The sequence below is a fragment of the Sulfurovum sp. UBA12169 genome (assembly GCA_002742845.1).
GTDB lineage: Bacteria > Campylobacterota > Campylobacteria > Campylobacterales > Sulfurovaceae > Sulfurovum.
The window spans coordinates 467,799-484,365 of the sequence record DLUH01000001.1; the positions used below are offsets into that span (position 1 = coordinate 467,799).

The 16,567-nt window shown below is 41.1% G+C and carries 18 protein-coding genes; 10 read left to right on the forward strand and 8 right to left on the reverse strand.

Translation table 11 applies throughout. The features are described 5' to 3' along the window. Complete coding sequence (locus CFH81_02485; protein DAB41183.1) at positions 1-1,035, forward strand: hypothetical protein; 1,035 nt, start codon at positions 1-3, stop codon at positions 1,033-1,035. Positions 1,036-1,174: 139 nt separating this feature from the next. Here CFH81_02485 and CFH81_02490 read toward each other — a convergent pair whose 3' ends face one another. The 3 genes from CFH81_02490 to CFH81_02500 form a co-directional block, all read right to left on the reverse strand. After that, positions 1,175-2,227: a hypothetical protein gene (locus CFH81_02490; GenBank protein DAB41422.1), complete on the reverse strand. Its 1,053-nt coding sequence runs from the start codon at positions 2,225-2,227 to the stop codon at positions 1,175-1,177. A gap of 59 nt (positions 2,228-2,286) precedes the next feature. After that, positions 2,287-3,393: a hypothetical protein gene (locus CFH81_02495; GenBank protein DAB41184.1), complete on the reverse strand. Its 1,107-nt coding sequence runs from the start codon at positions 3,391-3,393 to the stop codon at positions 2,287-2,289. A 68-nt stretch (positions 3,394-3,461) separates the two neighbouring features. Beyond that, entirely contained in the window at positions 3,462-4,721 is a 1,260-nt protein-coding gene (locus CFH81_02500; GenBank protein DAB41185.1) for a hypothetical protein, read from the reverse strand. Positions 4,722-4,819: 98 nt separating this feature from the next. Here CFH81_02500 and CFH81_02505 point away from each other — a divergent pair, with 98 nt between their 5' ends. The 7 genes from CFH81_02505 (at position 4,820) to CFH81_02535 (ending at position 9,518) form a co-directional block, all read left to right on the forward strand. Continuing rightward, complete coding sequence (locus CFH81_02505) at positions 4,820-5,680, forward strand: hypothetical protein (GenBank protein ID DAB41186.1); 861 nt, start codon at positions 4,820-4,822, stop codon at positions 5,678-5,680. A 73-nt stretch (positions 5,681-5,753) separates the two neighbouring features. Continuing rightward, complete coding sequence (locus CFH81_02510; GenBank protein ID DAB41187.1) at positions 5,754-6,557, forward strand: ABC transporter; 804 nt, start codon at positions 5,754-5,756, stop codon at positions 6,555-6,557. Then, positions 6,554-7,354 carry a hypothetical protein gene (locus CFH81_02515; GenBank protein DAB41423.1) on the forward strand — a complete coding sequence of 267 codons (801 nt, stop codon included), beginning with the start codon at positions 6,554-6,556 and terminating at the stop codon, positions 7,352-7,354. The genes CFH81_02510 and CFH81_02515 overlap by 4 nt, the downstream gene beginning before the upstream one ends. Before the next feature lie 306 nt (positions 7,355-7,660). Further along, positions 7,661-8,065 (forward strand): low molecular weight phosphatase family protein, encoded by a 405-nt coding sequence (locus CFH81_02520; GenBank protein ID DAB41188.1) that lies wholly within the window; start codon positions 7,661-7,663, stop codon positions 8,063-8,065. After that, a complete protein-coding gene (locus tag CFH81_02525) occupies positions 8,065-9,015 on the forward strand; it encodes a hypothetical protein (protein ID DAB41189.1) in 951 nt (316 codons plus the stop codon). The genes CFH81_02520 and CFH81_02525 overlap by 1 nt, the downstream gene beginning before the upstream one ends. Before the next feature lie 9 nt (positions 9,016-9,024). Further along, positions 9,025-9,285 (forward strand): hypothetical protein, encoded by a 261-nt coding sequence (locus CFH81_02530; GenBank protein DAB41190.1) that lies wholly within the window; start codon positions 9,025-9,027, stop codon positions 9,283-9,285. Beyond that, entirely contained in the window at positions 9,282-9,518 is a 237-nt protein-coding gene (locus tag CFH81_02535; protein ID DAB41191.1) for a thioredoxin family protein, read from the forward strand. Before CFH81_02530 ends, CFH81_02535 begins: the two co-directional genes overlap by 4 nt. A gap of 169 nt (positions 9,519-9,687) precedes the next feature. Here the strand turns inward: CFH81_02535 and CFH81_02540 are convergent, their stop codons facing one another. The 3 genes from CFH81_02540 to CFH81_02550 all read right to left on the reverse strand — a co-directional run bounded on the left by CFH81_02540 (position 9,688) and on the right by CFH81_02550 (position 13,152). Next, positions 9,688-10,692 (reverse strand): ATPase, encoded by a 1,005-nt coding sequence (locus tag CFH81_02540; GenBank protein ID DAB41192.1) that lies wholly within the window; start codon positions 10,690-10,692, stop codon positions 9,688-9,690. 130 nt (positions 10,693-10,822) lie between these two features. Continuing rightward, positions 10,823-12,208 carry a hypothetical protein gene (locus CFH81_02545; GenBank protein ID DAB41193.1) on the reverse strand — a complete coding sequence of 462 codons (1,386 nt, stop codon included), beginning with the start codon at positions 12,206-12,208 and terminating at the stop codon, positions 10,823-10,825. Positions 12,209-12,333: 125 nt separating this feature from the next. Further along, a complete protein-coding gene (locus CFH81_02550) occupies positions 12,334-13,152 on the reverse strand; it encodes an NAD-dependent deacetylase (protein DAB41194.1) in 819 nt (272 codons plus the stop codon). 572 nt (positions 13,153-13,724) lie between these two features. Between CFH81_02550 and CFH81_02555 the strand changes: the two genes are divergently transcribed. Continuing rightward, on the forward strand, positions 13,725-15,239 hold the full coding sequence (locus CFH81_02555; protein ID DAB41195.1) for a copper oxidase: 1,515 nt from the start codon (positions 13,725-13,727) through the stop codon (positions 15,237-15,239). Between the two features lie 148 nt (positions 15,240-15,387). Further along, complete coding sequence (locus CFH81_02560) at positions 15,388-15,588, forward strand: hypothetical protein (protein ID DAB41196.1); 201 nt, start codon at positions 15,388-15,390, stop codon at positions 15,586-15,588. 261 nt (positions 15,589-15,849) lie between these two features. Here the strand turns inward: CFH81_02560 and CFH81_02565 are convergent, their stop codons facing one another. Together CFH81_02565 and CFH81_02570 are read right to left on the reverse strand one after the other, a co-directional pair. Then, a complete protein-coding gene (locus CFH81_02565) occupies positions 15,850-16,077 on the reverse strand; it encodes a hypothetical protein (protein ID DAB41197.1) in 228 nt (75 codons plus the stop codon). Next, positions 16,064-16,489 (reverse strand): hypothetical protein, encoded by a 426-nt coding sequence (locus tag CFH81_02570; protein DAB41198.1) that lies wholly within the window; start codon positions 16,487-16,489, stop codon positions 16,064-16,066. Before CFH81_02570 ends, CFH81_02565 begins: the two co-directional genes overlap by 14 nt. Between the last annotated feature and the right edge of the window lie 78 nt (positions 16,490-16,567).

Genomic DNA, 16,567 nt, shown 5'->3' on the forward strand with positions numbered 1-16,567 from the left:
ATGAAAAAGATTATTTCTCAAAAATATAGCCGTTTTGTGATCTACTTCAAAATTTTTACGGTTTTTATGCTTTTGCCTTTGGCTTATAATCTTATCCCTGTCACTTACACTGCGACCACTTTTTACCTTCCTGCTTCCGATTTTGAAACCGTTGAGCACACACTCAAAAAAAACGGATTTGATATCACATGGGTCGATGCGTTTATGCTGAAACTTATCCGTGTTCCCATGAAAGGCTGGTACGAAGTGGACCCCAAAGCACACGGCCGGTTCCTTTTTTATGCCTATATGCATCGCCAAAGAGCCAAAACCATGCAGGTCGTGATCTATGCGGGCGAAACCAAAGAAGAACTTGTTAGGCGATTGGCAAATGATATGAAATTGGATGAAAAGAAACTGATGCGCTATTATAAAAAATATGCCCTATTTGAAGAGGGAGATATCCTCGCCAATCGATATACTGTAGCCAGAAGCGCCAGTGAAAAAACAACGATGGAGTATCTTTTTAGACGCTCTGGACAGATGCTTGAAACTTTCATGAAAGAGCATTTGCAAGAAGCCGATGCATCAAAATTTAAACAGACGCATATCATAGCTTCGATTATCCAAAAAGAGAGTAATCTTGCAGATGAAATGCCCGCTATCTCTTCGGTAATTCACAACAGACTGAAAAAAAATATGAGACTTCAGATGGACAGCACCCTCAACTACGGCCCTTACTCGCACACCATCGTTACTGCCGAACGCATCAGAACAGATGAAAGCCCCTTCAATACCTATAAATACAAAGGTCTTCCGCCGCATGCTTTAGGCACCATGAGTCTTGAAGCGCTTAGGGCCGCAACCTACCCGCACAAAAGTGATTATCTTTTTTTTATGCTCAACAAAGAAGGAAAGCACAACTTTACACACAATTATGAAGAGCACAGAAAAAATATTAAGCTCTTTAGAGACTATCTCAAAGAGAAAAAAGCCCAAGAGGAAAACTCCACCTTCTCTGCTTTGCAAAACGAACAAAACCTAACGGATAAATAGCCCCTTCACGCGTTCCCAAAAAGTACGTTTTTTTCTCTGTTCTTTTTGCGTCAGTTTGTTTTGCTGCGCAGCAGACTCATAGACTTCAAGGGATTTAGAAAGATTGTCTTTGGCGCGCTGAAGATGTTTGGGTTCAAAGTCATTGCGCATCTAGAACCTTTTCTATCTCATGCATTGCATCTTCATTTTTCAATCCAAATTTGATCTCAATCCGTCTTGAAGCTTCTTGATTTTCAACCCCGTTTACTTTGATCGCATCCAAAAAAGCACGTCCGGACGCAATCAGAAGAGGTTTGATGTTTTGTTCTTTGGCAAAATCAAGCGATAGTAAAAAATTCATGACTGCCAAAGCGCGCTTTTGTGAAAGATCAAGGTTGTAAAGGTATCCGCCGTCACTGTCAGTATGCCCTTCAATAATGATTCTGTCCAGATGCGGCTTGATCTTTGGATTGGTCACCAATGCGCCCACATACTCTTCAAATGCTTTTTTAAGACTGGCTTTAGACTCTTCTTTTAGCTCTGCGCTTCCTTTGTCAAATAAGATATTTGATGCGAGCCTAAGCGAACCGCTTTGTCTGTCTATGGCTATTTTGTCACCCAGCTCTTCTTTGAGTGCGGCGATGACTTTGAGCTTGATACCCGTAAGTGCTTTTATCTTTGCTTTTTGTGCTTGCAAGCTAGCTACCAGTTCATCATATCTGGTTTCTTTTTCATCGAGCGCATTAAGCAGTGCCAATAGTTTTTCATCATTGAGTTTGGCGGTTTTGTTTGCTTCATTCAGCTCACTGGAGAGCACAAGAACCTTACCTTCATACTCTTCGATCTTTTTATTCTGCGTAGTGATGGTGGTGTTGCTCTCTTTGAGAAGATTTTGCACGATAACTACCTTATTGCTCAACAAATCTTTTTGGGTGTTGGCTTCAAGCAGCATGGCATTAAGCTTTTTTATCTCATCTTCTTTAAGTTTCAAAATTTGTTCATTCTGAGAAAGTGCATCGGTTTTTTTACCCAAAAGTGCTTTATTTTTGGAAAGCGAAGCGCTCAACTCATCAAGAGTGCGTTCTTTGTTTTGAAGCGTCTTAGAAATAAGCGCAAGGGCATCTTCTTTTTCATGAAGGTCTGTTTTTAGGATAATGGACTTGGAGACAATCGCTCCGATAAGGAGGATAAATACAAAAAGTAATCCTGCCATCAAATCAGCATAAGATATCCAGAAATTGCTTTCTTCGCTTGTACTCTTTCTACTAAACACTATTTTATATCCTCTTTACTGGCGGCTGTATTTTTTAGTATCATTTGATTCTGCTCTGAAATAATCTGTGCAAAAGCAGTGAGTTTTTTTACAATCTCCCCTACCTCTTGATCGATCTTATCAAAAGTGTGATCCACGCTTCCATCAAAACGCTCCATCGCTTTTTGAAGATTTTTGGCATTGGAGTTAAACCCTTCAATGTTCTGCTTGATGGCAGAAACGGCGTTAATACTCTCTTGACGGTCTTGTACTTTCTCGAGCGTCATACGCAAATCGGTCGTGACATATTGAAGATTTTTAGTCAATTCGCCGAAACTGTGTGTTGTCTCATTGATAATAGCTGTAAAGTTTTTTAAATATTGCTCGTTGAGCTCTTTGATAAAGTCAAGATTAAAAGTCTCTTTGAGTGTTTGGACAATCTGTTGATCCTTGAGTTCGCTTTGCGTATGTTCATGTTTGATGAGTTCGCTTTTTGTCCATACTCTGGAGTTGTAAATTTTTTCAAGGCTAAGGATATTTTTATCAATTTTGGCATTGCCCCTTTTTTCAAAATAGGTCCATATAAGAGAAAGCATAATCCCATAAATAGATGCATAAAACGCTGTCCCTATCCCCGAAAGAAGTATAGATATCTCACGGTCAAGCGCTTCAAGATCTTTGACGGTAAAATCCGGCATAGAAAGTGCAATAGCGATAAACGTTCCCAAAATTCCCAGCATAGGGAAAACAGAGGGCGCCACTCTGGCAAAATTATCATTACGGATATCTTTGTAGTACTCGGCGATAAACTCACGCACATTGAGGGTTGACTTGGTTTTTTCCATAATGGTCAGCGCATTGGCGCGAAGCGCATTTTGGAGCGTCCCTTCCATCTTTACAAATGATCCTCTCATGTAACAAGCAGCATAATTGGCATTATGCTGCGCAAAAAGAGCGAAAACAATAAAGATAAAAGCTACGATCACGAGGGTGTGGAGCTCCACCTTTAAAGGTATGATATCCAAATATCCCAACACAAGCCCCAGCAAAAAAACAAAAGGGATGAACAGCAAAGCAAAAGAGCGAGAAACACATGAAGCTTCTTGATTTTTATCAAATTCTAACATAAAAAATCCTAAGGGTACAATTTTAAAAATTATACTCAAAATGAGTATATAAAAGGCTGATGAGAACCTTAATCCAACACTATTACTTCCCCAAAGGGGACATCCAGGGCTTTTGGCATAACCCAAAACACATCAAAAGGAGCTTCACACTGCGGAAATACACCATAGCCATCAGTAAAATAAAGCAATAATGTCGGATAATCAATGTGCGCTTCAACATAGTCAAACACGGCACGAAAATCAGTCCCTCCCCTGCCGCTTAGTTTGTACTCAAGAAGTTCGCCCGGCAAAAAAACCCTATGAGACTGCACCTGCGTATCCGCGGTAATCAAATCTATCTCATAGTTGGGATAACTTTCCATGATTGCATTGACTTCTGACAAAAATATGCCCAAAAGAGACTCATCCACAGAACCCGAAGTATCCACTGCGACAACAATGCGCAATAGATCTGAGCTTAGACTCGGCAGGCAGATGTTCCTATAAAGATATTTCATGTTGGGAGGCATAAAGGCATAAGTACTTTTAGCATAAGAAGCGATATATCGATACAACACCTCGCGCCAATGAATTTTGTGAGAAAAATACTCAGGAACGACAAACTCCAAATCTTTTGGCAAACTGCCTTGCCGATTGAGTTTTTGAAATATCTGCTCAAACTGCTCTTGAAACTCTTGCTGCAAAGATCCCATACCCTCCTGCGGATTTTCTACTTTTGATCCATCGGGGGGTGTGTCTTGAGACTTTTTTTTGTTTTGAGAAGTATTTTGCTTAGCGGTACTTTTCGAAGCGGCAGTTTTGTTGTTATTTTTATTTTGATCCCCGGAAGCCTCTCCGCCTTCTCGGAGCGCCCCGTCATTGCCGCTTTTGTCCTGCCCTTTTTGTGCGTGCTCTTTGAGACTTTCCTCACCGCTAAGCTCTTCATTCATGATCTCCAAACGCAGCATCTCATAAACCTCTTCGGCATACATTCCCTTAAACCGCTCTTGGTAATTCGCTCTTGGCGGAAGCTGCAGGCCGTTGCTGACCAGCATAGCATTGACCGTATAGTCCGTTGCCAACTGCCACAGCCAATCATAGCGGCTATTGGTGCGTTTTGTATGTTCCAGTACTGCATGCATTGCCCCGTTTGTAAGCGCAAACTCTATCTCTTTCACTTCCGCGCTGTCAAAATATGCATCATTGTACTGCAAGCGGATACCGTCAGAAAGAAATGACTCGATATTGTCGCTTTGTTCAAGTTTCAATGCAGAGGCTATCGTTCCAAAATAAGGATGGTCCAGCATCAGTTTGGCTTTGGCTTTGGCGATTTTCTCTAGATGTGTCATGCAATGATTATAGCAGAGTTTGATGAAAAATTATACAACTGATCCCTCCGGTTTCTGCCTGCCTTATGCCATACTAATGCAAATATTAAGGAGTCAAAATGAAAGAATATATTGACATTTATCATGAACATAAAGAAAAAGTTGAAGCCTTCATAGAAGATACGTTTCACAACAATATAGGATACGTTTCTGATCTGGAGGCCGATCATTATAAAAAACTTTTTAAAACTTTTCGATCACTTGAGCTGGTATATGTCGTCGACAGCCAAACAAAACTACAAATTTCCCCTAACATCTTTCCCGGTAAAATAGACGAAGAAGCCAAGGGTGCAGACAGACATTACCTGATCAATCGTTTAAATATCAAAGAGAACGATTTTGCGTTTACTACACCCTATAAAAGTACCCCTACGCAAAATCTCTGCATTACCGTCAGCAAAAAAGAAGGAAATAAAATTATTTTTATGGATTTTAACCTCAGCAGGCTTATCGAAAGGCTTGGCTTTATAGAAAAACATGCGATGTTCAGCCGTTTTCAAGAAATATTTTATTTGTTTGTAGGCTTTTTTATGATGACGATCGCTTTTGTTGCTATACTTTATGCAGGGATCAATTTTTTTCAAAGCATCTTCTCTCTCGATCTTTCCATACAAACGATATTTAAGCCAATTATTGCAGCCACACTGGGTCTGGCAATTTTTGATTTGGCCAAAACGGTTTTGGAGCAGGAGGTATTTTACAAAAGCTACATTAAGGACGAAAAAGGCGAAGTTAAAGTACTCACAAAATTTCTTTTTACAATTCTCATTGCACTGGCAATCGAAACTCTCATGGTAGTCTTCAAGATAGCCATGAAAGAAAATCCGGATATGATCAACGCGCTTTATCTGATGAGCGGTATTTCTTTTGTTGTGCTCTCCTTGTCTGTATTTATCTATCTGGCCAATAAAAAAGAGTGATGTTGTCTGTCGCGGCATGCTTATTTAACATCATCCTCATTGAAGATGATGACTCTTTTGCTATAATACGCCCATGAAAAAAACAGTACCCGTCATAGAAGTCAAAAACCTTACCTTTGCTTATGATAAGCAGACCATACTTGACAATATCTCTCTCACGGTAGAAGAGAAAGATTTCCTTGCCATCATCGGTCCCAACGGAGGAGGCAAATCGACTCTGCTTAAACTGCTTCTTGATATCCTTAAGGGTAAACAAGGCTCCATTAAAATAATGGACAAATCCCCTTCGCAGAGTGTCTCTTTGATTGGGTATGTTCCACAAAATACAAATATCAATACCGATTTTCCCATCAAAGTCATAGAGGTGGTACTTATGGGACACGTCGGAAGCAAAAAGCCTCTCTTTGGATACGGCAAAGAAGAGGTCGCATGCGCCATGGGCGCTCTTAAACAGGTTGGCATGCAAGCATTTGCACAAAGCAAAATAGGTTCGCTCTCAGGGGGACAAAGACAGCGTGTAATGATCGCACGGGCGCTCTGTGCCCATCCGCAAATTCTTATGCTGGACGAACCCACCTCAAACATAGACATCCAAGGACAAAGAGAGATTTATGAGCTTTTAAAAATGCTCAACAAAAACATGACGATCATTGTGGTCAGCCACGATATTTCTGTGATACTCGAATATGCCAATAAAGCCGCGCATATAAACAAACGGCTCTCTTTTCACGATATCAGTGATAAAAAAATGATGTTCCATCCCCATAGCCAAGAGGAGCATTTTTGCGAAGTGGAACTTTTACAAATGCTTGGCACCCAAAAAGACCATAGACGCGCAAAAGAAGAAAATAAAATCAAATGGAGCACAAAAAGATGATAGAAGCACTCCAGTTTGAATTTATTCAGCATGCGCTGATTGCCGGTATATTGGTCAGTTTCGCTGCGGGTATTATAGGCTCGCTTATTGTTGTGAACCGTATGGTTTTTTTGGCGGGCGGTATTGCCCACGCTTCTTATGGCGGGATAGGTTTGGCGATCTTTTTTGGAATACCTGTTTTTTTGGGAGCATCACTTTTTGCAGTAGCTGCCGCACTGCTGATCGCCTCTTTGACACTCTATAGGCGTCATCGTATCGATACTTTCATCGGACTTATCTGGGCAGTAGGCATGGCGATAGGTATCATATTTACAGATATGACACCCGGATATAATGTCGATTTGATGAGCTATCTCTTTGGTTCTATTCTGGCGGTAACCACCGAAGATCTTTACTTTATGGGTGTTTTGCTTGGTGTGATACTTTTTGTAATGATTTTCTGGTACCGAGACATTTTAGCAGTTTCCTACGACAGCGAGTATGCTGCGCTCAGAGGCATTTCGGTTCGTTTTTTCTATACGCTTATTTTGGTACTTTCAGCCTTGACTGTAGTCATAGCCATCAAGGTTGTAGGACTTATTCTTGTTATAGCTATGCTTACTATTCCTGTTTATATCGCCGAAAAACTCTCCCATAGTCTTTTTTCTATGATGTTTATCTCCGGGCTTATTGCTACTTTTTTTACGCTTGCGGGGCTTTGGTTCTCCTATGCGTACAACCTTACTTCGGGTGCATCCATTATTCTTGTTTCTGCTGTATTGTTGGGGGTTTTTTTACTTCTTTTTTCTAAAAAGTAAGACATAAAAACCGCCGGTTTGGTTTAAACATTGTCATATTTTTAATGGCTGATTGAAGTCAAGCCAAATGCAATGTAAAGAATTACAGAATAATATATCAATATATCTTGATATATTATTCACATTTTGCTACAATGCACTTCAAGAAAGGCAGTAACGGAAGTTTTTTTGGAAGAAGCTCCGCACTTCAATATCTTGTGTTTTTGGATGCACGCGAAGCCGCGTGACGCCTTGGCTGAAATCCGCTGTTTGGAGATTCATTCTCCTTTATTGATCACATAATCTCAAAATAAAGGCTGTAACCCTGTGAAAAATGTTTTAATCCTCTGCACCGGCAATAGCTGCCGCTCTATCATGGCTGAAGCGCTTATTAATGCAAAAATGGGTGATTGTGTATTTGCTCAAAGTTCTGGCGTTAAGGCAAGTGGAAAAATCAATCCCGATGCCCAGGCTCTTCTTGAAAAAAAAGGATATTGGAAAGATGAATATCACTCCAAAGTAATCGATACCGTGATCGATACGCCGTTTGATCTTGTGGTTACAGTCTGCGATCATGCACATGAAACATGCCCGATGTTCCCCAAAGCAGTCAAAACAATCCACGTTGCTTTTGAAGACCCAAGCGGCAAGGAAGCAGAAGAGTATGCAAAAACACTCGCACTTATTGAAGAAAATCTTCTGCCGGTCGTAAAAGCGGAGCTGTGCAACTGATGTGGCAAGAATCTGTCAATATCCTTGTCTACGAATGGCTGAGGATGGACAAAGAGAACAAATTGGCCGAGGCGCTTAACTTTTTCATTTACGATACGATCAAAATAATCTTTTTGCTTATCGTCATCATCTTTGCAGTTACACTGCTTCGCTCTTACTTTTCGACCGAGAATGTAAGAGAATATCTCAGCAAGAAAAACAAATATACGGGAAATATACTTGCTGCCCTCTTTGGGATTATTACGCCGTTTTGTACATGCTCTGCGATACCGCTTTTTTTGGGTTTCCTGCAGGCAAGGATACCGCTGGGAGTAACCTTTAGCTACCTGATCTCGGCTCCGCTGAATAATGAGATCGCCATTGCGATGCTGTTTACAATGTTTGGCTGGAAAATAACAGCTTTGTATATTGGGTTTGGTTTGTTTATTGCTATCCTTGGCGGTATTATTATCGGAAGCATGGGACTTGAAAAAGAAATTCTTATTGATATCAAACCCATCGAAGGTGAAATTAGGGCCGAAAATCAACAGATAGCCTTCAAAGAGAGGCTCAAAGATGCAAGCAGCTACACACTCGATATCCTGCGCAAAATTTGGCTTTATGTTCTCGTTGGTGTTGGAGCCGGTGCGCTTATCCATGGGTATGTCCCCACGGAACTCATCACCTCTGTTGCAGGAGCAGACAATCCCTTTGCTGTGCCTATTGCAACGCTGCTGGGTGTACCGATGTATTCCAATGCAGCCGGAGTTATGCCACTCATTGAAGTATTAACCTCCAAGGGAATGCTTATGGGAACGGCGCTGTCATTCATGATGGCAATTACGGCTCTCTCTTTGCCTGAAGCGATGATTCTTAAGCGTGTTTTGAGCATGAGGCTCATCACAATCTTTTTCGGTACCGTAACGCTTGGGATTATCGGGGTTGGATACATATTTAATACAATTTTGTAAGGGGTAATTATGAAAATAAAAACAGTAAATCAGACCAATGGCGTTAAAGCATTTATTACAGGACTTAGCGTCGAAGAACTTAGCACTAAAATCGAAGCGTGTCAAAGCGGCGAATGTACTTGTGCCTGCGATCCTGAAATCATGCAAAAGATAGAATCAATTGATCTTTTAGCTGCAGAAGAAGGTTCTGCTATTACAATTATCGGGGATGTGGATGCCAAAACATTAGCACCGATGATACAGGAATGTCTTACAGGAGGCTCCAAATGAAAATTGAAATTTTAGGTACAGGCTGCTCCAAATGCAAAGCCCTTGAAGAGGCGGCAAAACAGGCAGCGGCCCAAAGTGGGAAATTTGTCCAAATCGAAAAAATCGAAGATATTCAAAAAATTATGGAATACGGTGTCATGAGCACACCGGGACTCGTAATCGACGGCAAGGTAGTAAGCACCGGTAAACTGCTCAGCATCGATGAAATCAAAAAAATAATCCAGTCTAGCTGATAAATACTTTTTGAAGGAAACATGAGATTTAAATGATTCATGCGTCCGTTTATCGCCCTTGCCCTGTTGCCGGTTTCACTTTTGGGTGAAACTTTCAACGACTGCTATCTCAAACAGATTGATCATGAAGGGTGTCAGGCAATAAAAAAATAAGAAAACACAAAAACCCCTAGCTCAAAAGATACGCAAACTTCCTCACCCATTCACCCCAGACACCCGATCCCTCAACATCTATTCTGTTTTGTTGCATATCTTTAACCAGCATGATAGCAAACTCACCCGGAAGAGTAAGAGAAAATTTTAGAACATTATCTATAGCAGCTTCACTCTGATTTTCCAAAAGTGCATTAACCAAGCCAATGGCAAGCGCCATCACTATTTTGGCATCTTCCACCTCTGCTGCTTCAAGCGATCCGTCAAGTATGGAAGATAAATCAGGCAATTGATTCATTACTTTTTTGAAACTCAAATACCCCACAGTGGCTTCACGTCCCACAGCCCCGCTAATACTATCTAATATTAGGTCTGCTTCTATGGCTGACTTGATAATGGTATCAACATATTCCCAAGATCTTGGTGTTGCAAAACTCTTTTCATTGGAGGTCGGATCAAAAGTAAAGAGCATAGATTTGTCGTAAGCCAAATAGGCAATAATAGAGCTTTCGATACCTGCCTTGAATGCCCATGTTTTCCAGTCATTAAAGTCCGCCTCCATTTCAAAGTGTACAAAACGATTTGCAAGCGGGGGAGGCATCTTGTAAACCACCCCTCTGTCATTCTCACGATTACCCGCTGCAACAACACTCCAGCCCTCCGGCAGTTCATACTCTCCTACTTTTCTATCAAGTATAAGCTGATAGGCAGAAGCCTGTACGGCCGGAGGAGCGGTGTTGATCTCATCAAGGAAAAGTATTCCCTTGCTTTCAGGCCGACTCGGCAAAAAGCTTGGTTTTGCCCATACCCCTTCCTTTGTATCTGCATTGAAAAACGGGATACCTTTAAGATCGGTTGGATCAAGCAGAGAAAGTCGCAGGTCAAAAAATTCCAAAGCTTTTTCATTGGCAATTTGTTTGACAACAGAAGATTTCCCTATCCCGGGTGCCCCCCAAATAAATACGGGCAATTTTTTTTCAATAAGACGACTGACTACCTTTGTAATGTCTGATGCTTTCATATTTTATATCTCCTTTAAAAGGAGCAAAGCCCCTTTTAAATTCCTCTCACTCTTGTGCTTGCACTCTCTTTGAGAAAGCTTCGCCCTTGGCTCAGATTTTTCATTTATTTCTCTTCTTGTTTTCTCCTCATCACAATCCCAAAGACTGCGTGATGCTTGCCACAAATGTTTCATTGGCGGTAAGCGCATTACGCAAACGCGTGTCTATCTTGAAAATATTAAGAAATTCAAGCGGCGTCGAAGGATTGCTTGCCAGTGCCTCATTGATCTCAAATTGATCTCTCTCATACAGGCTGCATAGTATCTTTTGGGGTGTAGACGCATTTGAAGCTAAGCTTTTTAGAATTTCAAAATTTTCATCCTGTTTTTCATAAAGTTCTTCAAGTATGTATGTCGGTGTTGAAATATTTTTTGCAAGAAAAGGATAAACCTGGGGGATTTTTCTTTCAAATATAGTCTTCAAAACAATTGGCAAAACCGTATCGTTTCTGCACAAACGCTCTAAAAGCGCACAATTTTCATCCTCCTGCAGTTTTTGAAGCACCTCATGTGCGATATGTTTATTATCCCCCAAAGAAGCAAACAAAATTTCATCTGTGACTTTTTCTTTAATCCAAAGATATCTCTGCATAGTAATCGGCTGATACCAAAGCAACAACTTCACGGTATCGGATGTTTTGTCAAGCAAAGAAAAAAACATAGCATCATCGATCTTTGAATTGGAGGCTAAAGCTTCATTGATTGTGTGACTGTCTCTTTTGGCAAATGTTTGCAACAATGCCAAATCAAGGCTTTCATTGCAAGCTAGATACATGTCTACGCCTTCATCGCGCAAACTCAGCAACCGAGAAACAACGGTTTGATCTATGTGTCTGTTTGCGGCTATGGTTTCATGCAGGGTAATTCTCTGTTTGCCTTTTTGCAAAAAACTGATATTTTGAAAACCGATCAAAGCATAAAGCAATCTTGGATCTATAGTCTCTCTGGATAAACGATTTAGCGTCAAAGGCGAATAGAGCAAATCCTCCTCGTTGGGCTTTATCTTAATATATCGACGCAAGGTAGCCATAATCACTTCGCGATCTTGCCTATTGTCTTCATCCTCATGGTGCCAACAATACATATCGAGCAATTTCACAAAAAGCGTGTCGCTCAAATGTCCATTCTTAATCAACCGAAAAATACGTTCTTGATCATTGCTGAGTTTTATGCCCATCAACAATTCGTCATCGTCAATAGTCTCAGAAATCAGTTTTTCAAACTCTGCAAGTTTGTAAAGCGGGATATTTTGCTCATACGCCAAAGAAGAAATATCCTCCTCCAAAGGGCTAAGGATATGATGCTCTATCACACCGACTACCCCCGTTTCAAGATTTTCGGTTCGGGCAATACGGAATCGTTTTAGATAACGCTCGGTCTCCGCTTTAGTAAAGACCCCTTCTTTTCCTAAAAAAAGTATCTTCGCGCCCTTTGATTCTTTCAACAATGCATCCAATTCCATTTTAGCATACACCATATAATCTCTTTGCTTTTTTCTTAGTATAGCATGTCTGCTTTTAAATAAGAGTTTATTCCTCCTATTTAATCTGTGTCTCCGGTGTTTCGGCTAAAGCATAGGCCAAACAATGCATATCTGTTATATTATAAAATATAACTTAGTGCTTCAAGCGCACCGAGCGGGATCTGAATATCTGCGCCAAAGTGCTCTTTGGGATTGATCCGTATTAATGGCACGCTAAAATTTTTGGCGATCTGACTCGAAGTATTGCGCACTGCAGGTACGGTTGTCCCCGCTCCCATCTCGACAACAGCAAGCTTGGCTCTCTTGTCCTCCAGCCTCTGCATCCAGCTCTTAAGCTGCTCTCTTTGTGCATTTGTACGGCTATAATTCCATCCAAAATCCCCGAACATCAGAATATTCGGGCGTGCCATGCCGCCACACGAAGGACAACTTGGCAGCGGCTCTCTAGCCTGAAACGCTTCGCTGACCTCAACCGTTGTCCTCTCTGCGTTCCATATCTTTCCTTCGCAGTCGTTGCAACATTGCAAATAATGGATTGAACCGTGACACTCCATCACCCTGCTCTGCTCAAACCCTGCTTTTTGAAATTGTCCATCGACATTTGAAGTAAAAACAAAAGAACCATATTTTTTAGTATTAGATAGCTTAAGAAGCTTTTTAAAGCCCTCATGCGGTACAGTATCACGATACAGATGCAGCCTTTGGCCGTAAAAAGCCCATGCCAGCCGGGGGTCATCTTCAAACCACCTGGGGTTTGCCAACTCTTCAAAACACAGCCCCAGCACTTGGGCTTTGGGATAGGCCTTCCAAAACCCTTGTGTCCCTCTAAAGTCAGGCAACCCGCTATCCACACCCATCCCCGCCCCGGCAGTAATGAAGAGCGCATCGGCTTCTTGGAGTATTTTTTTTGCTTTTTGTAGATTTTGTGTCATATTCATGGGGAGATTATAACATATCAAAAGGGTTGGCTATCTTTCCTTTATTCGTATATAAGATACATCAAAAGAAGTGATTTTGACGAATATTTAATCTCAACCCCATGCTGTGTGCATGGGAGCGCGCACTTCAGGTACTTATGCGGCTTTTGATATTTGCAAGGGGCAGTTATTTATTTAGGTATGCATTCCTGACCAGGAGATCTGGGACAAGAAAAATGATACCTTCAAGATGCATCTCTTCAAACGCTGTTCCTTTGATGGGCAGATTGAGGTTATTGACATAATGAGCTCTAACACATGTTTGTCAAAGGGAAGTTCCATTAATCTATGTTCCATCATCTTATCCTTTTTTTTCTTTTTATCTGCGTGTAGAGCATTTCATCATTTTGCCAATCCTTATTCGCTATATAAAATTAGTATAATATAATTTTCTCAATAATAATAAAATTATTACTTTATAATTTGATTTTTCTTATAAAAAAGTGTTATTATATATAATATTGTTTAATTTTTTTATTGCAAAGAAGCATTAAAAGATATCGATCTCTTATTAGGATACAAAGGAGTGAAAGATGGATAGAAGATATTTTTTGAATTATTCGGCAATTGCTGCTACCTATCTCCTCACGGGGTGCGAAGAACGCAGTGAGAGAGATGAAGGCAAGGCCCCGCAGTCTGCCTCTGCCACTCCGGCAGCTGTGACACCTCTAAAAACAGAGGAGAAAATTCCTGAGCAAATCATGCCTTTCACCCAAAAACTGAAGATCCCTGTCGAGGTGAACTTTACTCAGCTCAAAAAGGCTGCGTTTACCGCACAAAAGAGTCAGGTGAATATTTTTCCTGATGCCAAAACAGAAGTATTGACCTTCCGGGGAGATCTGCCCAACCCCACGATACGTATCAAAAAAGGGGAGGTTTTTGAACTGGATTTCATGAACAATCTTCCTGATACGACGATCATCCACTGGCATGGGCTGATCGTCCCGGAAGAGATGGACGGACATCCAAAAGATGCGATCGCTACAGGTCAAACAAAACAGTATCACTACCCGGTAGAACAGAGTGCAGGTACCTTCTGGTACCACACCCATCCCCACGGCAGAACGGGAAAAGAGATCTATCAAGGATTGGCAGGATTTTATCTCATCGAGGATGAAGAAGAAATGCAGCTGAATCTTCCAAAGGGGGAGTTTGAACTGCCATTGATGATCCAGGATAAAAGGTTTGATGAGAAACGCCAACTGCGCTATAAAGACCCTAACGTTCCCCAGGATAACAATGGTTTACTTGGAGATATAATACTCGTCAATAACACACCGCTTCCCTACCATGAGGTTAAAAGCGGAAAATACAGACTGAGAATTCTCAATGCATCAAGCGTGAGGACCTATAAACTGGCATTTGATGCGATCGATGAGTTTATACTGATAGGAACGGATGCAGGGTTGCTTGAAAAGCCTGTGACGGTGCAGAGTGTGATCCTGAGTGTCGCAGAACGTATTGATATCATCGTAGATTTCAAAAACCAAAAGGCCGGTGATAAAGTAACGCTCAAAACGCTTGGATTTAAAGAGGGAAGCAACCTGACGCTGCATCCGGATTATCCGGCTTTTAATGCACCAATGGATATCATGCAGTTTCATGTCAAGGAAAAGATCCAGGATACATACGCACTGCCTGAGGAACTGATCCCGATCCCTCGAATGAAAGCCTCTGATGCAGTCAAAACCAGAACGATCACAATGGAGATGATTGCCGGAAATATCTGGACACTGGATCAGAAGCCTTATGATATGCATCGTGTAGATCAAAGGGTAAAGCTGGGTACCACGGAGATCTGGGAGATTAAAAACGGTGTGCATATAGCGCACCCCTTTCATATGCATGGGGTAAGGTTCCAGGTCCTGGACAGGGATGGAAAGATAGAGTTCCTTACAGATAAGGGATGGAAAGATACTGTAGTTGTGATGCCGCTTGAGACGGTTCGCATTATTATTCATTTCACGATGCCCGGACTCTTTATCTATCACTGCCATATTCTTGAACATGAAGATCAGGCGATGATGGCAAATGTATTAGTAGAGTAGCTTTCAAAGGGGGGATGTCTTGCGTTCAAAGCAAATGAAAAATTCAAAACTAAATTTAAAGCACTCATCCTTGTCAGCACGACAACAGCCAGTGATAACGATGAGGCCAAACTAAAACGTACAGAGGCGATCTCTGATATCGATAAGTATGGGACAGAGCCTTTTTGAATACCTTCTTTTCGCTGCCTTCACTGATGCCTATAGGAGAAAAGAAATCCAAAGAATCGAAGAGTTTAAAACCAAGATTTTATACTTCAATTCTGTAGGAATCAAGGATGGATTTCTTGCTATGCTTGGCAGAACAGATACAACCCAAAGCCTTAAAACTACAAAATTCCTGTTTTGTTGATTACAGAGGAGGATGACAAGATCATCTCGCCTGATCAGATACAAAAAGATGGCAAATAAGATAAAAAAATAGTACATTTGTATGTCTGGATCTCTGTGGTCATATGAGCATGGTAGATAACCCTCAGGGATTTATCATTGCGATTCAAAGTTTTTTGGAACAGCTGAGCGAAGCCTAAGAAGTTGAAGTCTCTCAAAGTTTTTTTACCCTCGTTCTTACGCTCTACAGATAAGGAACATCCTTTACAAAGGCAAAGAGACATCATTTGCACTTTTTTATTATACCCAAGAGATAATCAAGCATTCTCCGAGTCTCGCTCCCATGTGCTATACGTGGGAGCGCATACTTCGGATACTTATGCGGTTTGGTATTTGCGAGGTGCAAATATCTGGGTATGCATTCCACGGAGACCGTGGGAACAAAAAGATACCCTCTTTGCTTGTTTTTCAAAGCAGCGGAAGTAGTTGCACCATGTTTAAAGAAAAGCATCCTGCCAAATAATCTTTTTGCCAAATCCAAGAGTGTTGTCGGTGAATTTGAAGTAGTTGATTTTTATCTGCCAAAGTTTCGGATTCATAGCAAGAGCGTAAGGAAAACTCTTGAAGTAGAGTTTTTTTAAACTCTCATCTTCTGTGGGCAAAAAGTTGCCCCTAAACTGAACTCCCTCTATTTTGCCCACGATTTTTGTCTCTAAAACCACCGTTCCGGCTATCTTTGGATTGTTTGTTATATTTTTTATATGCGTTGTTTCATAGCTGCTTGCAACGACAAAAGAGAGTTTCTGGGCGTCATAAGCGTAAAAGAGGCTGCATGCACTAAGCTCGCTACCGTCTGTTGTGGCAAGTGTGAGCACATGATGTTTTTGCAAAAAAGCGTCTATTTTTTTCAGATCATTTGACATTGAAATTCTTATGGAGATATTTTTCTAAATCTTCCAAACAGTTGATATCTCTCTTGCCAAGCATTAGCTGTGCGGTAT